At 42.2% G+C, this 18114-nt stretch carries 15 protein-coding genes; 8 read left to right on the plus strand and 7 right to left on the minus strand.

Translation table 11 applies throughout. From position 1 onward, the window contains the following. Positions 1-9 precede the first annotated feature (9 nt). From CZ794_RS08875 to CZ794_RS08895, 5 genes are all read right to left on the minus strand, one after another. Positions 10-624 (minus strand): glutathione S-transferase N-terminal domain-containing protein, encoded by a 615-nt coding sequence (locus CZ794_RS08875; RefSeq protein WP_087041243.1) that lies wholly within the window; start codon positions 622-624, stop codon positions 10-12. 188 nt (positions 625-812) lie between these two features. Continuing rightward, a complete protein-coding gene (locus CZ794_RS08880) occupies positions 813-1529 on the minus strand; it encodes a cytochrome c1 (RefSeq protein ID WP_087041244.1) in 717 nt (238 codons plus the stop codon). After that, positions 1529-2749, minus strand: coding sequence for a cytochrome bc complex cytochrome b subunit (locus CZ794_RS08885; RefSeq protein ID WP_373407915.1), 1221 nt, complete (start codon positions 2747-2749; stop codon positions 1529-1531). Before CZ794_RS08885 ends, CZ794_RS08880 begins: the two co-directional genes overlap by 1 nt. A gap of 7 nt (positions 2750-2756) precedes the next feature. Beyond that, the gene (gene petA / locus CZ794_RS08890; RefSeq protein ID WP_087041246.1) at positions 2757-3341 is read right to left on the minus strand and encodes a ubiquinol-cytochrome c reductase iron-sulfur subunit; all 585 of its coding nucleotides are present in this window, start codon (positions 3339-3341) and stop codon (positions 2757-2759) included. A gap of 495 nt (positions 3342-3836) precedes the next feature. Next, positions 3837-5780: an ATP-binding cassette domain-containing protein gene (locus tag CZ794_RS08895; RefSeq protein WP_087041247.1), complete on the minus strand. Its 1944-nt coding sequence runs from the start codon at positions 5778-5780 to the stop codon at positions 3837-3839. 239 nt (positions 5781-6019) lie between these two features. Between CZ794_RS08895 and CZ794_RS08900 the strand changes: the two genes are divergently transcribed. The 3 genes from CZ794_RS08900 to CZ794_RS08910 all read left to right on the plus strand — a co-directional run bounded on the left by CZ794_RS08900 (position 6020) and on the right by CZ794_RS08910 (position 9479). Next, positions 6020-6280, plus strand: a complete 261-nt coding sequence (locus tag CZ794_RS08900; protein WP_087041248.1) for a SlyX family protein — start codon at positions 6020-6022, stop codon at positions 6278-6280. 219 nt (positions 6281-6499) lie between these two features. After that, the gene (locus CZ794_RS08905) at positions 6500-7744 is read left to right on the plus strand and encodes an OmpP1/FadL family transporter (protein WP_087041249.1); all 1245 of its coding nucleotides are present in this window, start codon (positions 6500-6502) and stop codon (positions 7742-7744) included. Between the two features lie 376 nt (positions 7745-8120). After that, positions 8121-9479, plus strand: coding sequence for an OmpP1/FadL family transporter (locus CZ794_RS08910; RefSeq protein WP_087041250.1), 1359 nt, complete (start codon positions 8121-8123; stop codon positions 9477-9479). A gap of 466 nt (positions 9480-9945) precedes the next feature. On the opposite strand, the gene putP is transcribed toward CZ794_RS08910, so the two are convergent. Both putP and CZ794_RS08920 read right to left on the minus strand, forming a co-directional pair. Then, entirely contained in the window at positions 9946-11445 is a 1500-nt protein-coding gene (putP, locus tag CZ794_RS08915) for a sodium/proline symporter PutP (protein ID WP_087041251.1), read from the minus strand. A 471-nt stretch (positions 11446-11916) separates the two neighbouring features. Then, the gene (locus tag CZ794_RS08920; protein ID WP_062844225.1) at positions 11917-12789 is read right to left on the minus strand and encodes a LysR family transcriptional regulator; all 873 of its coding nucleotides are present in this window, start codon (positions 12787-12789) and stop codon (positions 11917-11919) included. A gap of 321 nt (positions 12790-13110) precedes the next feature. Here CZ794_RS08920 and leuC point away from each other — a divergent pair, with 321 nt between their 5' ends. The 5 genes from leuC (at position 13111) to leuB (ending at position 17820) form a co-directional block, all read left to right on the plus strand. Beyond that, complete coding sequence (gene leuC / locus CZ794_RS08925) at positions 13111-14529, plus strand: 3-isopropylmalate dehydratase large subunit (RefSeq protein ID WP_087041252.1); 1419 nt, start codon at positions 13111-13113, stop codon at positions 14527-14529. Positions 14530-14548: 19 nt separating this feature from the next. Continuing rightward, a complete protein-coding gene (locus CZ794_RS08930; protein WP_143515713.1) occupies positions 14549-15019 on the plus strand; it encodes a hypothetical protein in 471 nt (156 codons plus the stop codon). 47 nt (positions 15020-15066) lie between these two features. Further along, positions 15067-15717 (plus strand): 3-isopropylmalate dehydratase small subunit, encoded by a 651-nt coding sequence (gene leuD / locus CZ794_RS08935; protein ID WP_087041254.1) that lies wholly within the window; start codon positions 15067-15069, stop codon positions 15715-15717. A 140-nt stretch (positions 15718-15857) separates the two neighbouring features. Then, positions 15858-16580: a hypothetical protein gene (locus tag CZ794_RS08940; protein ID WP_087041255.1), complete on the plus strand. Its 723-nt coding sequence runs from the start codon at positions 15858-15860 to the stop codon at positions 16578-16580. A 136-nt stretch (positions 16581-16716) separates the two neighbouring features. After that, positions 16717-17820, plus strand: a complete 1104-nt coding sequence (gene leuB / locus CZ794_RS08945; RefSeq protein WP_087041256.1) for a 3-isopropylmalate dehydrogenase — start codon at positions 16717-16719, stop codon at positions 17818-17820. The last annotated feature ends 294 nt before the right edge of the window (positions 17821-18114 follow it).

The raw sequence follows: 18114 nt of genomic DNA on the forward strand, positions 1-18114 counted from the left end.
ATTGTCTAATCAGCGTACGCTTTTTTGAAAACTGTCTCGCTCAAAGACCCGTTTTTGATATTCAAATAACGGACGACTAATAGCGCGTGGCAATTCAATCTTCATCTCTTCGAGTCGCCATAATAAAGGTGCCAACAGAACATCGCACCACCCAAATTCATCCGCCATAAAATAAGACTTATGAGCAAACAAAGGGGATAGGGTGATTAAAGAATCGCTTAGTTGTTTTTTAGCCATCGCTGCCTGCGCTTTATTGAAGCTATCTGGGTGCGTCAGTAGGCGTTTGCCAAGTGATAGCCAATCACGCTGAATGCGCCAAGCAAGCTGCCGGAACTGCGCGCGCTCTTGTGGTGTCTCAGGCAATAACTTGTTTGTGTGGTAACGTTCTTCAAGATACTCAAAGATGACATTGATTTCATAGAGCGCAATTTCACGCTGCTGTAAAACAGGCAACGTATGATAGGGATTGAGCTCGGTTAAGTCTTCAGGACGCTCAGAATGTAGGCGTGATAAATAGTAAGCAAGCTTTTTTTCTTCAAGTAATAGGCGTACCACATGACTGTCGTAGCCGTCATCAGCGTATAAAATTAGCTGACTGCTTGGTATGTCATTCGCATCAATCATGAAAGCCTAATGTTAGTAGTAAAGCCTGTCATCGTAAACAAAGTCGCCTTATTTATCAAGGTAACGTACGTAAACATTGCTGCTCAGCCCTTTATTTGTTGATAGGAGGTTTATCATTTAGGCACAAAAAAGGCACTACCAATGTAGTGCCCAATATTACCTGTAACATCTAGGTATTCAATACTTGGTTATTTTACATCTTTCCAGAACTCTTTATTCAATAAGTAAACTGGGATTAGTAAAACAAGTAAGAATAAAATAACAAAGAAACCAATCACTTGACGGTCGTGACGTGCCGGCTCTGCCATCCATGCCATAAAGTTAACCAAGTCACCAACCTCGCTTTGAAACTCTTCGGCACTTAGCTGCTCTTGCATATTGTGTAATACATGAGGCATTGCTGCATTTTGTAGCACTAAGTTATTAGCGCCCCAAGGACGGCTTGGGTCTTCATAAAACGAGAGTAGGTAAGTATATACCCAATCATCACCACGCAGTCTCGTCTCAAGTGACAAATCTGGAGGCGCTGCGCCAAACCATGCTGCTTGTACTTCAGGGTTAATCTCAGCGTCGATATGATCACCGATTTGATCAGTGGTGACCATCAGGTACTTTTCGACCAGCTCTGGCGGTATCTCTAAATCTTTGGCAATGCGTGAGTGCCGAACATACTTTGCTGAGTGACAACCCGCACAGTAGTTCATAAAAGTTTTCGCACCATTTTGTAGAGAACCCTTATTGGTAAAATCAATAGGAGCAGTACTACAAGCTAAATGCTCTTCAACACCTTCAGCGTTCACGAATGTACCACATCCGTGACCGCCAGCTGCTAATGCCGTACCAGCAGTCAAGGTCAATGTCGCGCCTAAGCCTAGACCAGCTAGGGATTTAATTAGCGTGCTCATCAGTGACCTCCGGTAACGCGTTCTGGTGGCTGTTTACACTTCTCAATGGCAGTGTAGAACGGCATCAGTAAGAAGAACAAGAAATATAGAATCGTAAACACACGAGCCATAATAGTCGCTGTTGGTGTTGCAGGAGTTGCACCTAAATAGCCCAATACGATAAAGCTAATAGCAAAGACGGTAAGTGCAATCTTAGATAAAATACCCTTATAGCGCATAGAGCGTACAGGCGATCTATCAAGCCAAGGAATTAAGAATAACACAGCAATAGCAGCACCCATGGCGATAACACCACCAAGCTTATCAGGAACCGCACGCAAAATGGCATAGAATGGCGTGTAGTACCATACTGGTGCAATATGCGCTGGTGTTTTCAGTGAGTTGGCCGTCTCAAAGTTTGGTGGCTCAAGGAAGAACCCGCCGCCTTCTGGGAAGAAGAATACCACTGCAAAGAAGCAGATAAAGAAGACCACGATACCAACCATATCATGCACAGTGTAATACGGATGGAATTCAATACCGTCTAATGGTACACCGTTTTTGTCTTTTAGCTTCTTGATATCGATACCATCAGGGTTGTTTGAACCCACATGGTGGAGCGCCACAATGTGCATAAATACCAGACCCACTAGTACTAATGGGATAGCAACCACGTGCAGGGCAAAGAAACGGTTTAAGGTAATACCAGAGATGATATAGTCACCACGTACCCACTCAGCAAGACCGTCACCAATGACTGGTAGCGCGGCAGGAAGGTTCAAAATAACCTGTGCACCCCAGAATGACATGTTGCCCCAAGGTAGCAAGTATCCAAAGAAACCTTCTGCCATAAGCGCTAGATAAATACCCATACCGATGAGCCAAATCAGCTCACGAGGTTTCTGGTATGAACCGTATAATAGCGCTCTAAACATATGTAAGTACACTACGACAAAAAACGCAGAGGCGCCAGTCGAATGCATATAGCGGATGAGCCAGCCACCTTTTACGTCACGCATGATGTATTCAACAGATGCAAATGCCCCTTCGGCACTTGGATTGTACATCATCGTCAGCCATATACCGGTCACCAATTGGTTGACCAATACAATCATCGATAGCACGCCAAAAAAGTACCAAAAGTTAAAGTTCTTTGGCGCATAGTACTTTGACATATGGTATTCATAGGTTTCTGTCGCTGGAAAACGCGCGTCCACCCAGTGCATTAACTTTTTACCCATACTCATATTAAGCCTCCCCAACCGTCAAAATGGTACCATCCATACCATATTCTGGGACGGGTAAATTAAGCGGTGCAGGAACGCCACTGTATACACGGCCTGCTAAGTCATATTTTGACCCATGACACGGACAGAAAAATCCACCATACCAATCGTTACCACCTAAATCCACTGCGCCCACATCAGGACGGTAGTTCGGTGCACAACCCAAATGCGTACAAACGCCTTCAACCACCAATATGGTTGGTTCTAAAGAGCGAGTAGGGTTTTTGCAGTATTCAGGCTGTAAAGACGCATCAGAATTAGGATCAGACAATAATGGTTTGACTGACTCTAGTCCCGCGACCATATCTTCGGTGCGTTTAACCACATAAATAGGTTTACCGCGGTATTTGACAACGATCATTTGTCCTGCTTCGATAGAACCAATATCTTGGGTCACTGCAGCCCCTGCAGCCTCAGCTTTAGCACTTGGATACCAAGAACGGACAAAAGGGGTCGCCACAGCAGCTACCCCAGCTGCACCGATTGCGGCAGTCGAGGCAATAAGAACTCTACGGCGTTGTACATTAACGCCTTCGGCTTGGCTCATTAATACTTCCTCCAGGTGAATGAAATGGGATTACCCCACACTGGGTTTGTGGCTTAGAAAATACACAATATCAAGCCACTTTAGCTGTGCCTAATCTTGCTAATTGTTGCTATTCTAAGCTATTTTGGTGATAAAATAAATTATTGCGTTAAAAATAAAGCAACCTTTGTAGGACATATTATAAGGTTGAATATGATGACCAGCATAAAATAACTAACGTTATCAATATCTAGCATCTATGTTTTTTACTAGGGATTGTAAATGTGATGACCTTATAATTAATAAGGATATTTAGTAATAGCGCATGATACTTGAAATTGCGGTAATGTTCACTAACTTTCAGTATCTAAACAGATTGTAACTGCTTTATAAACAAATAATCACCACTTTATCCTGTAAAGCGGTGATTATTTGAAGGTCTTTAAGCATTTATCGAGCAAAAATAAGCAATGTCTAACAGGTTTTTCTAAAGAGATAATAAGTTATTTCTTACTATTAGTCCTCAAGTGTGCTCCAGCGTTCAAGCTTATTCATCATCTCTTCTTCGATCACTAACAAGCGCTCACTAGCAGCAGTGGCCGCCTCAATATCTTGCGTAAACCATGAGCCGTCTGCCAGTTGTTTTTCTAACTGGCTTTGTTCTGCTTCTAGTGCTGCAATCTCTTTCGGTAAATTGTCAAGTTCACGTTGCTCGTTATAATTGAGTTTCTTAACCACTTTTGCAGGTTTTGCCGCTACGGTCGACTTATTAGTCGCTTTAGTATTAGCTCCGTTATTGGCTGGTGCTCTAGCAGCACGGGCAGCTTCTTCGCGGTTTTTCTGCACCAAATACTCTTGATAGCCACCCACATATTCTTTAACAATGCCTCTGCCTTCTTCGTCCTGATCAAACACCCATGTAGAGGTGACAACGTTGTCCATAAATGAGCGATCATGACTAATAAGTAAGATAGTACCGTTGAAACTGCTGACTGACTCTTCTAATAGCTCGAGAGTGGCCATATCCAAATCGTTGGTTGGCTCATCTAGCACCAAAATATTGGCAGGCTTTAGCAGTTGCTTAGCCAATAGCACACGATTACGCTCACCACCTGACAGCGCTTTTACTGGGGTACGGGCGCGCTCTGGTGCAAATAAAAAGTCTTGTAAGTAGCTCATGATATGCGTCTTACGACCACCAACCTCGACAAAATCAGAACCTTCAGAAACGTTTTGCGCCACGCTGGCTTCAAGATCTAATTGATCACGCAATTGATCAAAAAACGCAATTTGCAAGTTGGTACCAAGCTCAACATTCCCTGTTTTGGTGACCTCAGCATCAGACATATCGAGTAGGGCTTTAATCAATGTGGTTTTACCCGCACCGTTAGGACCAACGATACCAATTTTATCACCGCGCATCACTGTCGTGCTAAAGTTGTCAACCAAGACATGACCATCGTATTCGAGGTGTAGGTTTTTAACTTTACAAACCAGTTTACCGCTTTTCTCACCTTCACCCATCGTGATATTGACGTTGCCGACTTGCTCACGGCGACCGCTACGCTCTTCACGTAAGGCCTTTAGTTCACGTACGCGGCCTTCGTTGCGGGTGCGGCGTGCTTTGATACCTTGACGAATCCAAACTTCTTCTTGCGCCAGTTTTTTATCAAAGTTGGCATTGTTCTTTTCTTCAGCCAATAATTGCAACTCTTTTAGCTCTTGATAGCGCGCATACCCTTTGGCACCTTGAGTAACGTCATAACTGGTCAATTGACCACGGTCAAGCTCGACGATACGAGTGGCCAATTTATTGACGAAGGCTCTATCATGGGTTACAAACAATAGCGTCAAGCCTTGCCAGTCAAGTAAAAAACGCTCTAACCATTCAATGCTCTCAACGTCCAAATGGTTGGTTGGCTCATCTAGTAACAAGACATCAGGTTTAGTGACCAAAGATCTGGCCAGTAGGACGCGGCGTTTACGACCCCCAGATAAAGAGGATAAATCATCTTCTGGATCCAATCCCATCGTGGTAATCAGACGTCTAGCATCACGCTCTAAGTCCCAGCCATGCACCGCATCGATGTCATGTTGTAGCGTTGCCATGTGCTCACAAGCATCCATGTCACCATTGGCACACAGATCAACTTGTTTATTATAATTAATCAACAAGTCAGCAGTGCGGCGACTGCCACCCATGACAATATCTAAGATACGTCCGCTTGTTTCAGGAACGTCTTGTTCTAGCATAGCAACACGCATGCTGCTATTGGTAATAATCTCACCGCTATCAGGCTGCAATGAGCCATTAATCAGTTTAAATAACGTAGACTTGCCTTCGCCATTGCGGCCGATCAAACACACACGCTCACCTGCATTAATAGCAAAATCAATGCCATCAAGAACGGGGGCGACGCCGAATGCTAAGTGAATATCTTTTAAATGTATCAGTGCCATAGAATATCTTAAGCTTATATAATAGAGGAGTAGGGGTTGTTGCAAAATTGCTAGCAGTATAACATGCCACCACGTGACTGTAGTGAGCGTAAATGGTTTTATAAGGACTATTTATAGCTTTTACGGCGAGCTGCTAAATTATGACTCTCAATCAATATTTAGTGCCGCTATTCATCGGCTGCTGATCCTTACTATTAGCCAATAAACCTCACCTTATTTATCACAATTTAGAGAGCAATATGAACCAATCTAATAATCAAAATGATGCCTCAAATCCGCCTAATGAATGGCAAACACAGCAAGTTATTGACCTACAGATGAGTATGGCACATCTTGAGCTGACAGTAGAGCGCCTTGACGAAGTCATTGCAAGACAAGACAAGGATATCCAAACGCTCCAACGACAGCTACAACTGATTTATAAACAAGTTGAAAGTCAGGATACCGAAGGAGGGATTGCGCCTTTCGATGTGATGGCAGACAAGCCGCCGCATTATTAATATTAGCGAAAGAATCATGCACGCATACATCAATAAAAACGGTAAGCGTATTTTTAGACAAGTGTAACGTCCAGTGACTATGTGGTCATAATGTAGAAATAAGCTGTTTTTATAGTTGTTTTCATGTTCGAATATCTTTAATATCGCTCATCTCGGATGCTGCTTGCCTAATGAAAATGGTTTTAGTAGTAAAACAATGCGGATGTTTGGAGATATACAATGCGGGCGAATTTTCACTTAAAAACTCTTACAGTAGCGGTTGCTACCCTTTCTGTTATTAGCGTTGCTAACGCTGCTGGTCTTGATCGTTCAGGCCAAGACATCACCGCATTTTTACAAGATGGCACTTATGCCGAAGCTGTTTATACCTATATCGATGCTGATGTTACGGGTCATGACAATGCTTATGTTGGTTCGGACAAGAATGCCTATCAAAAAGGCAAGAAGATTGACGACATTGCTGAATCATATGACTTTTTCCGTTATGGTGTAAAAGCAGACATTAACGATACATTTAGCGTCGGCATTCTATATGACGAGCCGTTTGGTGCTGCTGCTGATTATAGTGGCAATAATAATTTTGTCGACCAAAACCCTCTTTCACCCAGAAATGGTGAAGGCACTAACGTAGAAGTACGTACTGAAAGTATTACTGGTATCATCGGCGCAAAACTTGGTGAAAGTAAGAATTTTCAAGTCTATGGCGGGCCAGTAGCTCAACGTGTGAAGGCAGATGTAAAACTGCGTGGAACTGCTTATAGTGCAGCGAACGGTTATAGCATTCATGTCAGTCCAGACCAAGATTATGGTTGGATCGCAGGTATGGCTTATAGCAAACCAGAAATTGCACTTAAGGCGGCTTTAACCTATCGCTCTGAGATTGAACATAATGCTCCAGCCTCTGAATTATATCCTTTTGTTGCTAATCTACCGCCAGCTTTAGGGCTTTCAACAAATAGAAGCGATACTATTGAAATCAAAACGCCAGAATCAGTCAATTTTGACTTTCAGACAGGTATCAATCCAACGACACTAGCTACTGCAAAGGTTCGCTGGGTACCTTGGAGTGATTTTGCAATCGTACCATCTCTATATAATGATGTTAGCAAATTGTCGACTGGTGATAATACAGGGTTACCCTTGGTTGACTATGATGATGATCAATGGCAAGTAGAGCTGGGTTTAGCGAAGCGTGTAGCACCAGCACTAGCAATTAGTGGTACTGTTGGTTGGGATAGTGGCGCTGGCAATCCAATAACTTCCCTAGGCCCTATCGAAGGCTACTATAGTGCTGGTCTTGGCGCAAAATACAACTTCACTGAAAACTGGGCAGTATCAGCTGGTGGTAAATACTTGTGGTTCGGTGATGCTAAAGGGCAGATTCCAAACAAAACTATCGTCAGTGATTTTGAAAGCAATGATGGTTTTATCCTTGGCGCAAAACTTTCTTATCAAGCAAAATAACGTATAGAAGAGTCGTACTGTTAAAGTCCTTAATAATGAAATAAGAGCGATCCGTAATGGGTCGCTTTTTTACTGCGTTATTTATACGTAAAACTTTGTCTTGATCATTCAATCAAAATAAGTGACTTTTATTTTCTTCACATGTCAGTGATGGAAAAATGTGTTTTCCTAAAATAAGAATCCGTATGTTGTTTATATCTTATATGTACTGTTCAGTCATATTTGAGAAATAAAGTGCTTTAATTGTTGTCTTAGTGTCAAAAAGGCATTAGTATTCAACTTAGGACACTACTTTAATTATCGAAATACTACGCATAGTAATGCTAAGTATTGATGATTCAAGTATCAAAACAACGAGGACGTTTGGAGATACACAATGCGCACTACCTTTCATTTAAAAACCCTTGCAGTAGCAATTGCCACACTTTCTGTTGCTAGTGTGACCAATGCTGCTGGTCTTGATCGTTCAGGGCAAGACGTCACCGCTTTCTTACAAGATGGAACGTATGCCGAAGCTGTTTATACTTATATTGATGCTGATGTAAGCGGCTACGATAGCGCGAACGTCAACCCTAACCAAAATGACTATGAGCGTGGTAACAAGACGGGTGATATTGCTGAATCCTATGACTTCTTTCGTTATGGTGTAAAGACCGATATCAACGATACTTTTAGCATCGGTGTCTTATACGATGAGCCTTTTGGTGCGGCTGCTGAATACACGCAAAGTAATTTCGTTGCAAGTGAAGACAGAAATGCTTCAGGAGGGGCATTGGTAGGTGATGGTGTAGACCCACAGACCGCAGGTGCAATAGCATTAGCTGAATCAGCCACTGCAGGTGAAAATACCAACGTAGAAGTCCGTAGTGAAAGCTTAACAGGGATTCTCGGTATGAAATTCGGTGCCAATAAAGAATTCCAAGTATATGGTGGTCCAGTTGCTCAGCGTATCAGAGCTGATGTGAAGTTGCGTGGTTTGGCTTACGGCCCTGCTACTGGCTATACGTCAACCAGTAACCCTGATATGGATTACGGTTATATCGCAGGTATCTCTTATAGCAAACCAGAAATTGCACTTAAGGCTGCCTTGACTTATCGTTCTGAGATTGACCATGATATTGATATCGCTGAAAATTATCCTATAGCAGGTATCTTAGCTCAAGGAGCTGCTTTGCAACAAGGAGCTACTCCAGCACAGGCAGCAGCTATAGGTGCTGCGGCTGCCAACCGAAGCAGCAATTATGAGATTACAACCCCTGAATCAGTCAACTTTGATTTCCAAACGGGTATCAATCCAACAACACTAGCAACGGCGAAAGTGCGTTGGGTGCCATGGAGTGATTTTGTAATCACACCACCATTATATAATGACGTTAGTAAACGTAATTACGGTCCTGATGGTCTAAACTTGGTTGAATATGAAGACGATCAGTGGATGGTAGAGCTAGGTCTGGCTAAGCGTGTTGCACCAGCCCTTGCTATTAGTGGTACTGTGGGTTGGGATAGTGGTGCGGGTGACCCGACAACGTCGTTAGGTCCTGTTGATGGCTATTATAGTGTCGGTCTTGGTGCCAAATACAATGTCACTGAAAACTGGGCGGTATCGGCAGGTGGTAAATACTTGTGGTTTGGTGATGCAAAAGGCCGTCTACCTAGCGGAAAAATTGTTGGTGATTTCCAAGACAATGATGGCTATATCTTAGGTTTGAAACTTTCTTATCAAGATATCAAATAGTATCCATATTTAGCAGTACTAATAGATAAAGAAGCGATCCGTGAGGGATCGCTTTTTTTATAGCAGTTATCAATAAATTACCTATATAGAATGGACTGAGAGAAAACCAGTTATGAAATTTCCAGACACCCCTATACTATAGATTGTTTACTCTCTAAAAATTGGTTCACGTTACTGTGTAGTTTGTTTGATTATAAAGACATACTGTATTTGTCGAAATCCATCAATGAATAGATGTGAATAGTGATTACAAACAAATGCTAAAAGTAATCATAGGATTGCTAATGCCACAAACTTCTTGATCTCATCTATGAGTGTCACAGCTTTATCTTAAACATGAGCCTCTAGACAAAGATGGTCTTTATCAAATCAGTCAAATGACTACACCTTAAAGGGTAAACGACAACTCATAAAAAAACCTCGCCAACGTTGGCGAGGTTTTCTAATGACAAACTACTTTATTGCTTTACTTGTTTAAGTTAAGTTCCATTTCTTTATATTTTGCAGCCACTGAAGGTCTTGGACCGCCAGTCATGATACTAACCGCAAAAATGGCAATAGTACTTAAGATAAAGCCTGGAACGATAGCAAATAACCAGCTGTTAAGTGCCATACCATTCATTTGGAATGGACCATAAATCCATAGGATAACAGTCAAGGCACCAATTACCATACCAGCGACAGCACCGTTACGGTTCATACCGCGCCATGTCAGACTGAAGATCACCAATGGGCCAAACGCTGCACCGAATCCTGCCCAAGCATTAGAAACCAAATCTAGTACTGAGCTATCTGGGTTAGAAGCTAGGAAGATAGAGGCGAGCGCGACGGCTACAACTGAAACACGGCCTACCAATACCTGACGAGCTTCTGGTGCATCTTTATCAAAGAATAGTTTATATACATCTTTGGTTAGTGAGCTTGATACGACAAGCAGCTGTGATGAGATGGTACTCATGATGGCTGCTAAAATCGCAGCTAATAAGAAGCCTGAAACCAGCGGTGTGAATAAAAACTGGGTGAAAACCAAAAAGATGGTTTCAGGGTCGTCTAAGGTCATGGCCGTTTTTTGTACATAGGCGCGACCAGCAAAACCTGTCATCAAAGCACCCATCAAGCTGATAACCATCCAGCTCATACCAATATTTCGTGCTGTTGGTACATCTTTGACCGAACGTATCGCCATAAAACGAACGATAATATGTGGCTGACCAAAATAACCTAAGCCCCACGCCAGTAGTGAAATAATACCAATGATGGTCATACCATTAGTTATGTTCAGCATACTTGGATCAATATTTCTCACCGCTTCAGTAGTGGCTGAAACACCACCAAGATCTGTGAAGGCGACAATAGGTACAATCACCATCGCAAATAACATGATGACGCCTTGCACAAAGTCAGTCATCGATACTGCTAAGAAACCACCAAATAGCGTGTAAGCGACGACCACACCAGCCGTGACCCATAGACCTGTCGTGTAAGATAAATTGAGTGAACTTTCAAATAGTTTACCACCGCCCACCAGACTTGCAGCAGTATAAACCGTAAAGAATAAGATGATAACCAATGCAGAGATAACACGCAGCATATGCGATTTATCTTCGAAACGATTGGCAAAATAATCCGGTAGAGTAATAGCATTATCAGCAACCTCGGTATAAACACGAAGTCGCGGTGCTACGATAAGATAGTTTAAAAGGGCACCAAGCGTTAGGCCAAGTGCAATCCAGATACTAACCACACCGTCTGAATACATGTAACCAGGTAGACCAAGTAGTAGCCAGCCTGACATGTCAGACGCGCCTGCAGAAAGTGCAGTGACTGCTGGGCCTAAGTTACGTCCCCCTAATAGATAGCCTTCTGTATCATTGGCTTGCTTAAAATAAGCATAAACGCCAATTCCAATCATCACTAAGAAATAGGCGCCAAGTGATATCAGTACGCCACTAGAAACTCCGTTCATATAAGTTGTCCTTAACCAATATTATTGGCTTTAATTATGTTTGACTATAAGACTTTAAGCTTACAAGACGAGGTTCAAAACAATATTCAAAGACAAAAGAAGCCATTAAGTAGGACATAATGGCTTCTTTCAATACATGCTGTTAGCTTTTCATGAGTGACAATGCTTTATGGCTAGCACTCATATAGAGATAGAGAGCAACGGGAAGTTTTCACTCCACTTATCTGTTATTATTGCTCGCATCTGCTATTTGTATATGAGTATTAGCAACTTATATAATCAGTCATTTGCAACTATTCAGCTTGCTGTTAATCATCATATCTTACGCGAAGTATTCAATATATGACTATCAGTGTCCTTGTAGTAAACTTTTGTGAGAAAACAACGTCAACTGCATTATAACGTATGACTATCACAAATGCGAACAGCTTATTTTGTAAATCAAATATAGCGAATACATGTATATAGCAGTTATTCTATAGGAGCAAGTAAGTCTAATAAGGCAGTCACGCTACTAGATGGCGTTAATTTTGGATTGATTACGACGCCTAAGTAACGCTGTAATTCAATATTGTCCGCCATATCAATACGTTCCAAATCTTGACTAATCATCGTTTGTGGTAGTACTGACCAACCAAGACCGACAGAAACCAACATGCGAATAGACTCAAGCGGGTTGGTGCTCATGGTGGCATAAGGCTTGAGATTGTGCTTTGCAAATTCAGCCAACGTAATCTGACTGGTGAACGTATTGGCAGAAGGTAAAATAGCAGGATAACGTGCCAATTGCTCTAAAGTGACATTAGACTTGGTGGCCAAAGGTGACAGCGTACCTGTCATAAAGTACAGAGGATCAGACCATAATGTATGATAGCTCAAGCGCTTATCATAAACAGGTGGTAGTGTTACAAAGGCCAGTGACAAATCACCATCCAGTACGGCTTTGTGAGCCTTTTCTGAGTCAACAAAGTGTACTTCTAGTTGTACGGCTGGGTAAGTTTGAATAAAGTGCTTTAGTACAGGAGCTAGATGATGCAAACCAATGTGATGACTGGTACCGATGACCAATTTACCAGAGACAATGTGCTGAGAATGTTGCAAGTTGATTTTAAAGTTTTCATAGTCCTCTAGCCAGCGTTTGGCATGAGGTAGCATTTCACTAGCAGCTTGAGTCGGCACAATGCCTCGTCCGACTGTGTCAAATAGCGTGATATTGAACTCATCTTCCAGATTTTTGATACGCTTACTGACAGCAGGCTGTGTAATGAACAGCTTTTCTGCTGCGCCCGAGATACTGCCTGTATGCATGACAGTAACAAATGTCGTTAAGTTTGTGGTGTTCAAGCGAATGTCCTTAGCTATGTAGCGAACTATAAATAAAAGTTAACTGACCTAATCACAGGGTATTAGAAATAAAAGTTTGCATCTGGTTAAAAATCATCAATTATTATTATAGGATTAGCCTGCTATAATCACAAGACATCAAGGCGTATTGTGACATATTTATTGTAGCCACTTGGAAATTTGGCACACAAAACAAGTCTCAGTGTCCCAATATAGTCATAAATAAAAGAAACACATAACATTTGAACAAACACTTCGCCTATTATTACTGTATAGGAAAGTGAAATATTCAATGATTAGTAACCAATAAAGGATAAGAACATGGCCGGTCAAACGTTATACGACAAACTTTGGAGCGCTCACGAGATTACCAAACGTGACGATGGTTCAAGCCTAATTTATATTGACCGCCATTTGCTGCATGAAGTGACAAGCCCGCAAGCATTTGAAGGATTGGAGTTGGCAAATAGAGCGCCATGGCGTTTGTCTGCCAATATCGCAAGCCCTGACCACAATGTGCCAACAGTATCTAAAGAGCGCTTAGAAGGGGTGTCTGGTATTAAAGACAAAGTCTCACGCTTGCAAGTGGTCACATTGGATGACAATTGTACCAAGTTTGATATTGCTGAATTTACTATCAATGATGCTCGTCAAGGTATCCTACATGTAGTGGGCCCTGAGCAGGGCTTGGTATTGCCAGGTATGACAGTCGTATGTGGCGACTCGCATACAGCGACACATGGCGCACTTGGTTGTTTGGCGCATGGTATCGGCACCTCAGAAGTTGAGCACGTGCTAGCCACGCAGTGTTTGATTCAAAAGAAATCAAAAAACATGCAAATTCGCGTTACTGGTAAGCTTGGTGCTGGCGTGACATCAAAAGACGTGGTATTGGCCATTATTGCTAAAATTGGTACGGCCGGTGGTACAGGATATGCGATTGAGTTTGCAGGACAGGTTTTTGAAGACATGAGTATGGAAGGTCGCATGACTGTCTGTAACATGGCGATTGAAGCAGGTGCTCGCGTAGGTATGGTCGCTGTTGATGATGTCACCATTGATTATGTCAAAGGTCGCCCGTACGCGCCAAAAGAATCACAATGGCAGCAAGCTGAAGCTTATTGGCGTACCTTATATTCAGATGACGATGCGGTATTTGATACGGTAGTTGAAATTGACGGTAGCCAGATAGCGCCGCAAGTATCGTGGGGAACCTCGCCCGAAATGGTTGTCGATATCACGCAATCAGTACCAACACCTGATCAAGCGGTTGATGAAGCGCAAGAAGAGGGCTGGTTACGGGCCTATACGTATATGGGATTAAAAGCTGGGCAAAAAATCACCGATATTCAGCTTGACCGTATTTTTATTGGTTCATGCACCAATTCGCGTATTGAAGATTTGCGTGACGCTGCGGCAGTTATCAAAGGCCGTAAAGTTGCTGATAATATCAAAGAGGCAATCGTTGTCGCTGGCTCAGGACAAGTGAAGCTACAAGCAGAAGCAGAAGGTCTTGATGCTTTATTCACTGAGGCTGGGTTTGAATGGCGTGAGCCAGGTTGCTCTATGTGTCTTGCCATGAATGCAGATAAGCTTGAGCCGCAAGAGCATTGTGCATCGACCTCTAATCGTAACTTTGAAGGTCGTCAGGGTAATGGTGGTCGTACGCATTTGGTCAGTCCAGCAATGGCAGCAGCAGCAGCGCTCGCAGGTCACTTTGTTGATGTAAGAACGTTTTAATTCTACATTGGTATAGAGCATGACAATGAAAAGGCTATTTGTTTTATTTTGCCTATTGAGTAGCTCTCCGTTAGCGATGGCTCTTGAATACTGTAACGCAAAATTTGCCTACTGTATTGATGTGCCTAACCAATTAGAATGGCTGCCTGAGGCAGATAATGGAGATGGACGTCATTTTAAGTTGGCCAATTCCAATGCCGATATTTTAATTTTTGGCAGCTATACACCAAGTGTCTTGTTTTATACAGATAGCGATTACTTGAAAGAGAAGCAGCATCGATATAAGACAAGTACCATAGTTACTTACGAACTTTTAACAGTTAACACTTATACAGTAAGCGGCTATAGAGATAACGGTCAAGTTTTCTATCATGTTATTAAGGTTGAAGACGGTAAGGAAGCTGTCCTACACTTGAACTATTCCAAAAATGAAAAGAGTAGGATGACTAAAATAGTCAAGCACATGGGACGCTCTTTTGAGCTTTATTAAGTAGCCAAAAAATTTTACGTTAGTAATTGATATTTTAAGGAAAAGCTATGCAAGCTTATAACACTCAAACGGGTATTGTTTGCCCACTAGATCGTGCAAATGTCGATACCGACCAAATTATCGCAAAGCAGTTTTTAAAATCTATTAAACGAACAGGTTTTGGTGTCAATTTATTTGACGATTGGCGCTATCTCGATGACGGTTATCCGGGTCAAGACAGTAGCACACGCGTTATCAATCCAGACTTTGTTTTGAATAAGCCACGTTATCAAGGTGCGACTATTTTGCTGGCACGTAGAAACTTTGGCTGTGGCTCTAGTCGTGAGCATGCGCCTTGGGCATTGTCTGAGTATGGTTTTCGCACAGTCATTGCACCAAGTTTTGCCGATATTTTTTATAATAACTGCTTTAAAAATGGCATGTTACCCATTGTATTGGATGAAGCGATTGTCGATACTTTGATGAAAGCCACCTTTGCCAACGAAGGCTATCAGCTAACCGCAGATCTTGAGCGTCAGGTAGTGATTACTCCAACGGGTGAAGAGTACGCTTTTGAAATAGACGCATTTCGTAAGCACTGCCTGTTGAATGGACTTGATGATATTGGTTTAACGTTACAGCAAAGCGATGCCATCAAAGATTACGAGCATAAGATGATGCAAAAAACACCTTGGATATTTAATGAGGTGCGAGCCTAAGGAGTCAGATTCTAGCAGGCAGGTCATAAAAGCTCTGAGTAGTAATAATGTAGCGTTGAGTTATAGTGGTGAACTGGCTAAAATAAAGAGCAGTTTTTCACAGTCTTTTATTATCTCTATTACAAATAGTAGCCGCCATTATGAATAAAAAACGTTATGCGTTATGGACCAGTACAATTTTTGCCGCAACTTTATTGGTGTCTGGCTGTCAAGTATTGACTGGCTATCAGAAGATAGATGAAGCAGAAAATGCCAAGTCATTGGTAGGAAGCATTCAACCGCTTGATGGCGAGGTAAATATTACTTGTGCGGGTACTTATCATTGTGAAATTGTGCAGATAGACAAAACATTGGTTATTGCACCTGACACTCATGAGCCAGTCAATCCTAATATGTTGGTAACTTTACCAAACCATGATGGTGTTAAAAAAACGGTAAATGCACCGATGGATATGGCTCCATTGACCACTAAAGATGCGATCAAGGTAGTGCCATTATCTGCATCAGCAATGCCGGGTTTGACCAATTATTATGCTCGAGTCATGCCTGCAAAACGCGAGGTACATGTCAATTTTTATCCAGAAAACAATGAAGGTTATGTAGAGCGCTTTGCGATGATTCATGACTTTGTTAGGACAGGCACTTATAAGCTGCGAGCTTATCAAAAAAAATCTGATACAAACTCTGGTAGCTTATTAGAGACTGCCTCACCTGAACCCTTATGTGTCGATCTGCTACAAGATAATCAAGTACAGCGCCGATTCTGCAAACAACTTGATACCGAGCACCAAGGTGAGTTTGTAGAAGCGAGTATGAGGCAAGGATTATCAGCAGTGTCGAACCCTAAAAAGGTAAAAGCATAGAAGTGTGTTTAGCAATCACGTATGAACGCTCAAATAATAGTGAGCAATAATGCGTCATCACACTATCAATTAATAAAAATGTTCAATTAATAAAAATATTCAACTAATAAAAACTTATTTGTTTAAAAGGACCAGTATGGCAACGATTTTAACATTAGCAGGCGATGGTATTGGCCCTGAAATCATGACTCAAGCCATTGATGTGCTCGAAGCCGTCAATAAGAAGTTTTCGCTAGATTTGATATTAGAATCTGGATTGATTGGCGGCGTAGCCATTGATGCAACTGGCGAGCCTTTACCGGATGAAACTCTGATACGTGCACGTGCTGCAGATGCTGTATTACTCGGAGCAGTTGGTGGTCCTAAATGGGATAGTATCGAACGCAGCAAACGCCCAGAGCGCGGCCTACTTAAGATCCGCGGTGAACTTGGTTTGTTTGCTAACCTTCGAGTAGCAAAACTATATCCGCAGCTTGCTAATGCATCAAGCATCAAGCCTGAAATCATTTCTGGCTTGGATTTATTGATCGTTCGTGAATTGACTGGTGGCATCTATTTTGGTGAGCCGCGCGGTATTCGTACATTAGAAAATGGTGAGCAGCAAGGTTATAACACCATGGTGTATAGTACCAGTGAAATACAGCGCATCGGTAAAGTGGCTTTTGAGTTGGCAAAAACGCGCGCGCAAGCTGCAGGTACAGCGCCAAAAGTATGTTCGGTAGATAAGGCAAATGTCTTAGAAGTGACTGAATTGTGGAAGCAGACGATGATCGAGATGCAGCAAGCAGACTACAGCGATGTGGCGTTGTCGCACATGTATGCTGACAATGCTTGTATGCAACTTATCAAAGATCCCAAACAGTTCGATGTGATGGTCACAGGCAATATGTTTGGCGATATTTTATCTGACGAAGCCGCGATGCTGACCGGTTCTATCGGCATGCTACCATCAGCAAGTCTTGATGAAGCTGGTAAAGGGATGTATGAGCCGTGTCATGGCTCAGCACCTGATATTGCTGGTCAAGACAAGGCCAATCCACTGGCAACCATCTTATCTGTAGCGATGATGCTTCGTTATACCTTTAAGCAAGAAGCAGCGGCGCAAGCCATTGAGCAAGCAGTCAGCGACGTCTTGGATGATGGTTTACGTACTGTCGATATATTAGATCGTAGCGAAGAAGGACTCAAGCAGGTTGGCTGTCAAGAAATGGGACAGGCAGTATTGGCCAAACTGATATAAAGCCAATTTGAGGAAATCAATCTTCTCTTAGTCTTATCGAAAAGCGCCAATTGGTACTTTATCAACCCATAAATTGCTCAGCAGTTTATGGGTTTTTTATTGCTTATTCATTGAAGATAAAAACGGACAGCAATAATTTACGCCATATTAAAAACCTTCTTATCAGCAGTGTTAACAGATATGCCTCACAATTCAGATGCTATTAACATAAAGCTGTTACATCCTCACAGAATAATGTGTCAACATGAGTTGTTTGTTAAACTTAAAAAGTAACGCTTGAAATAGATTAATAAA

This window comes from Psychrobacter sp. JB385, from assembly GCF_900163785.1.
Classification (GTDB): domain Bacteria; phylum Pseudomonadota; class Gammaproteobacteria; order Pseudomonadales; family Moraxellaceae; genus Psychrobacter.

Bases quoted from the DNA above. Each gene is read 5' to 3' on its own strand.
- CZ794_RS08875 (WP_087041243.1), bottom strand. From the start codon at position 624: ATGATTGATGCGAATGACATACCAAGCAGTCAGCTAATTTTATACGCT.
- CZ794_RS08880 (WP_087041244.1), bottom strand. From the start codon at position 1,529: ATGAGCACGCTAATTAAATCCCTAGCTGGTCTAGGCTTAGGCGCGACA.
- CZ794_RS08885 (WP_373407915.1), bottom strand. From the start codon at position 2,749: ATGGGTAAAAAGTTAATGCACTGGGTGGACGCGCGTTTTCCAGCGACA.
- petA (WP_087041246.1), bottom strand. From the start codon at position 3,341: ATGAGCCAAGCCGAAGGCGTTAATGTACAACGCCGTAGAGTTCTTATT.
- CZ794_RS08895 (WP_087041247.1), bottom strand. From the start codon at position 5,780: ATGGCACTGATACATTTAAAAGATATTCACTTAGCATTCGGCGTCGCC.
- CZ794_RS08900 (WP_087041248.1), top strand. From the start codon at position 6,020: ATGAACCAATCTAATAATCAAAATGATGCCTCAAATCCGCCTAATGAA.
- CZ794_RS08905 (WP_087041249.1), top strand. From the start codon at position 6,500: ATGCGGGCGAATTTTCACTTAAAAACTCTTACAGTAGCGGTTGCTACC.
- CZ794_RS08910 (WP_087041250.1), top strand. From the start codon at position 8,121: ATGCGCACTACCTTTCATTTAAAAACCCTTGCAGTAGCAATTGCCACA.
- putP (WP_087041251.1), bottom strand. From the start codon at position 11,445: ATGAACGGAGTTTCTAGTGGCGTACTGATATCACTTGGCGCCTATTTC.
- leuC (WP_087041252.1), top strand. From the start codon at position 13,111: ATGGCCGGTCAAACGTTATACGACAAACTTTGGAGCGCTCACGAGATT.
- CZ794_RS08930 (WP_143515713.1), top strand. From the start codon at position 14,549: ATGACAATGAAAAGGCTATTTGTTTTATTTTGCCTATTGAGTAGCTCT.
- leuD (WP_087041254.1), top strand. From the start codon at position 15,067: ATGCAAGCTTATAACACTCAAACGGGTATTGTTTGCCCACTAGATCGT.
- CZ794_RS08940 (WP_087041255.1), top strand. From the start codon at position 15,858: ATGAATAAAAAACGTTATGCGTTATGGACCAGTACAATTTTTGCCGCA.
- leuB (WP_087041256.1), top strand. From the start codon at position 16,717: ATGGCAACGATTTTAACATTAGCAGGCGATGGTATTGGCCCTGAAATC.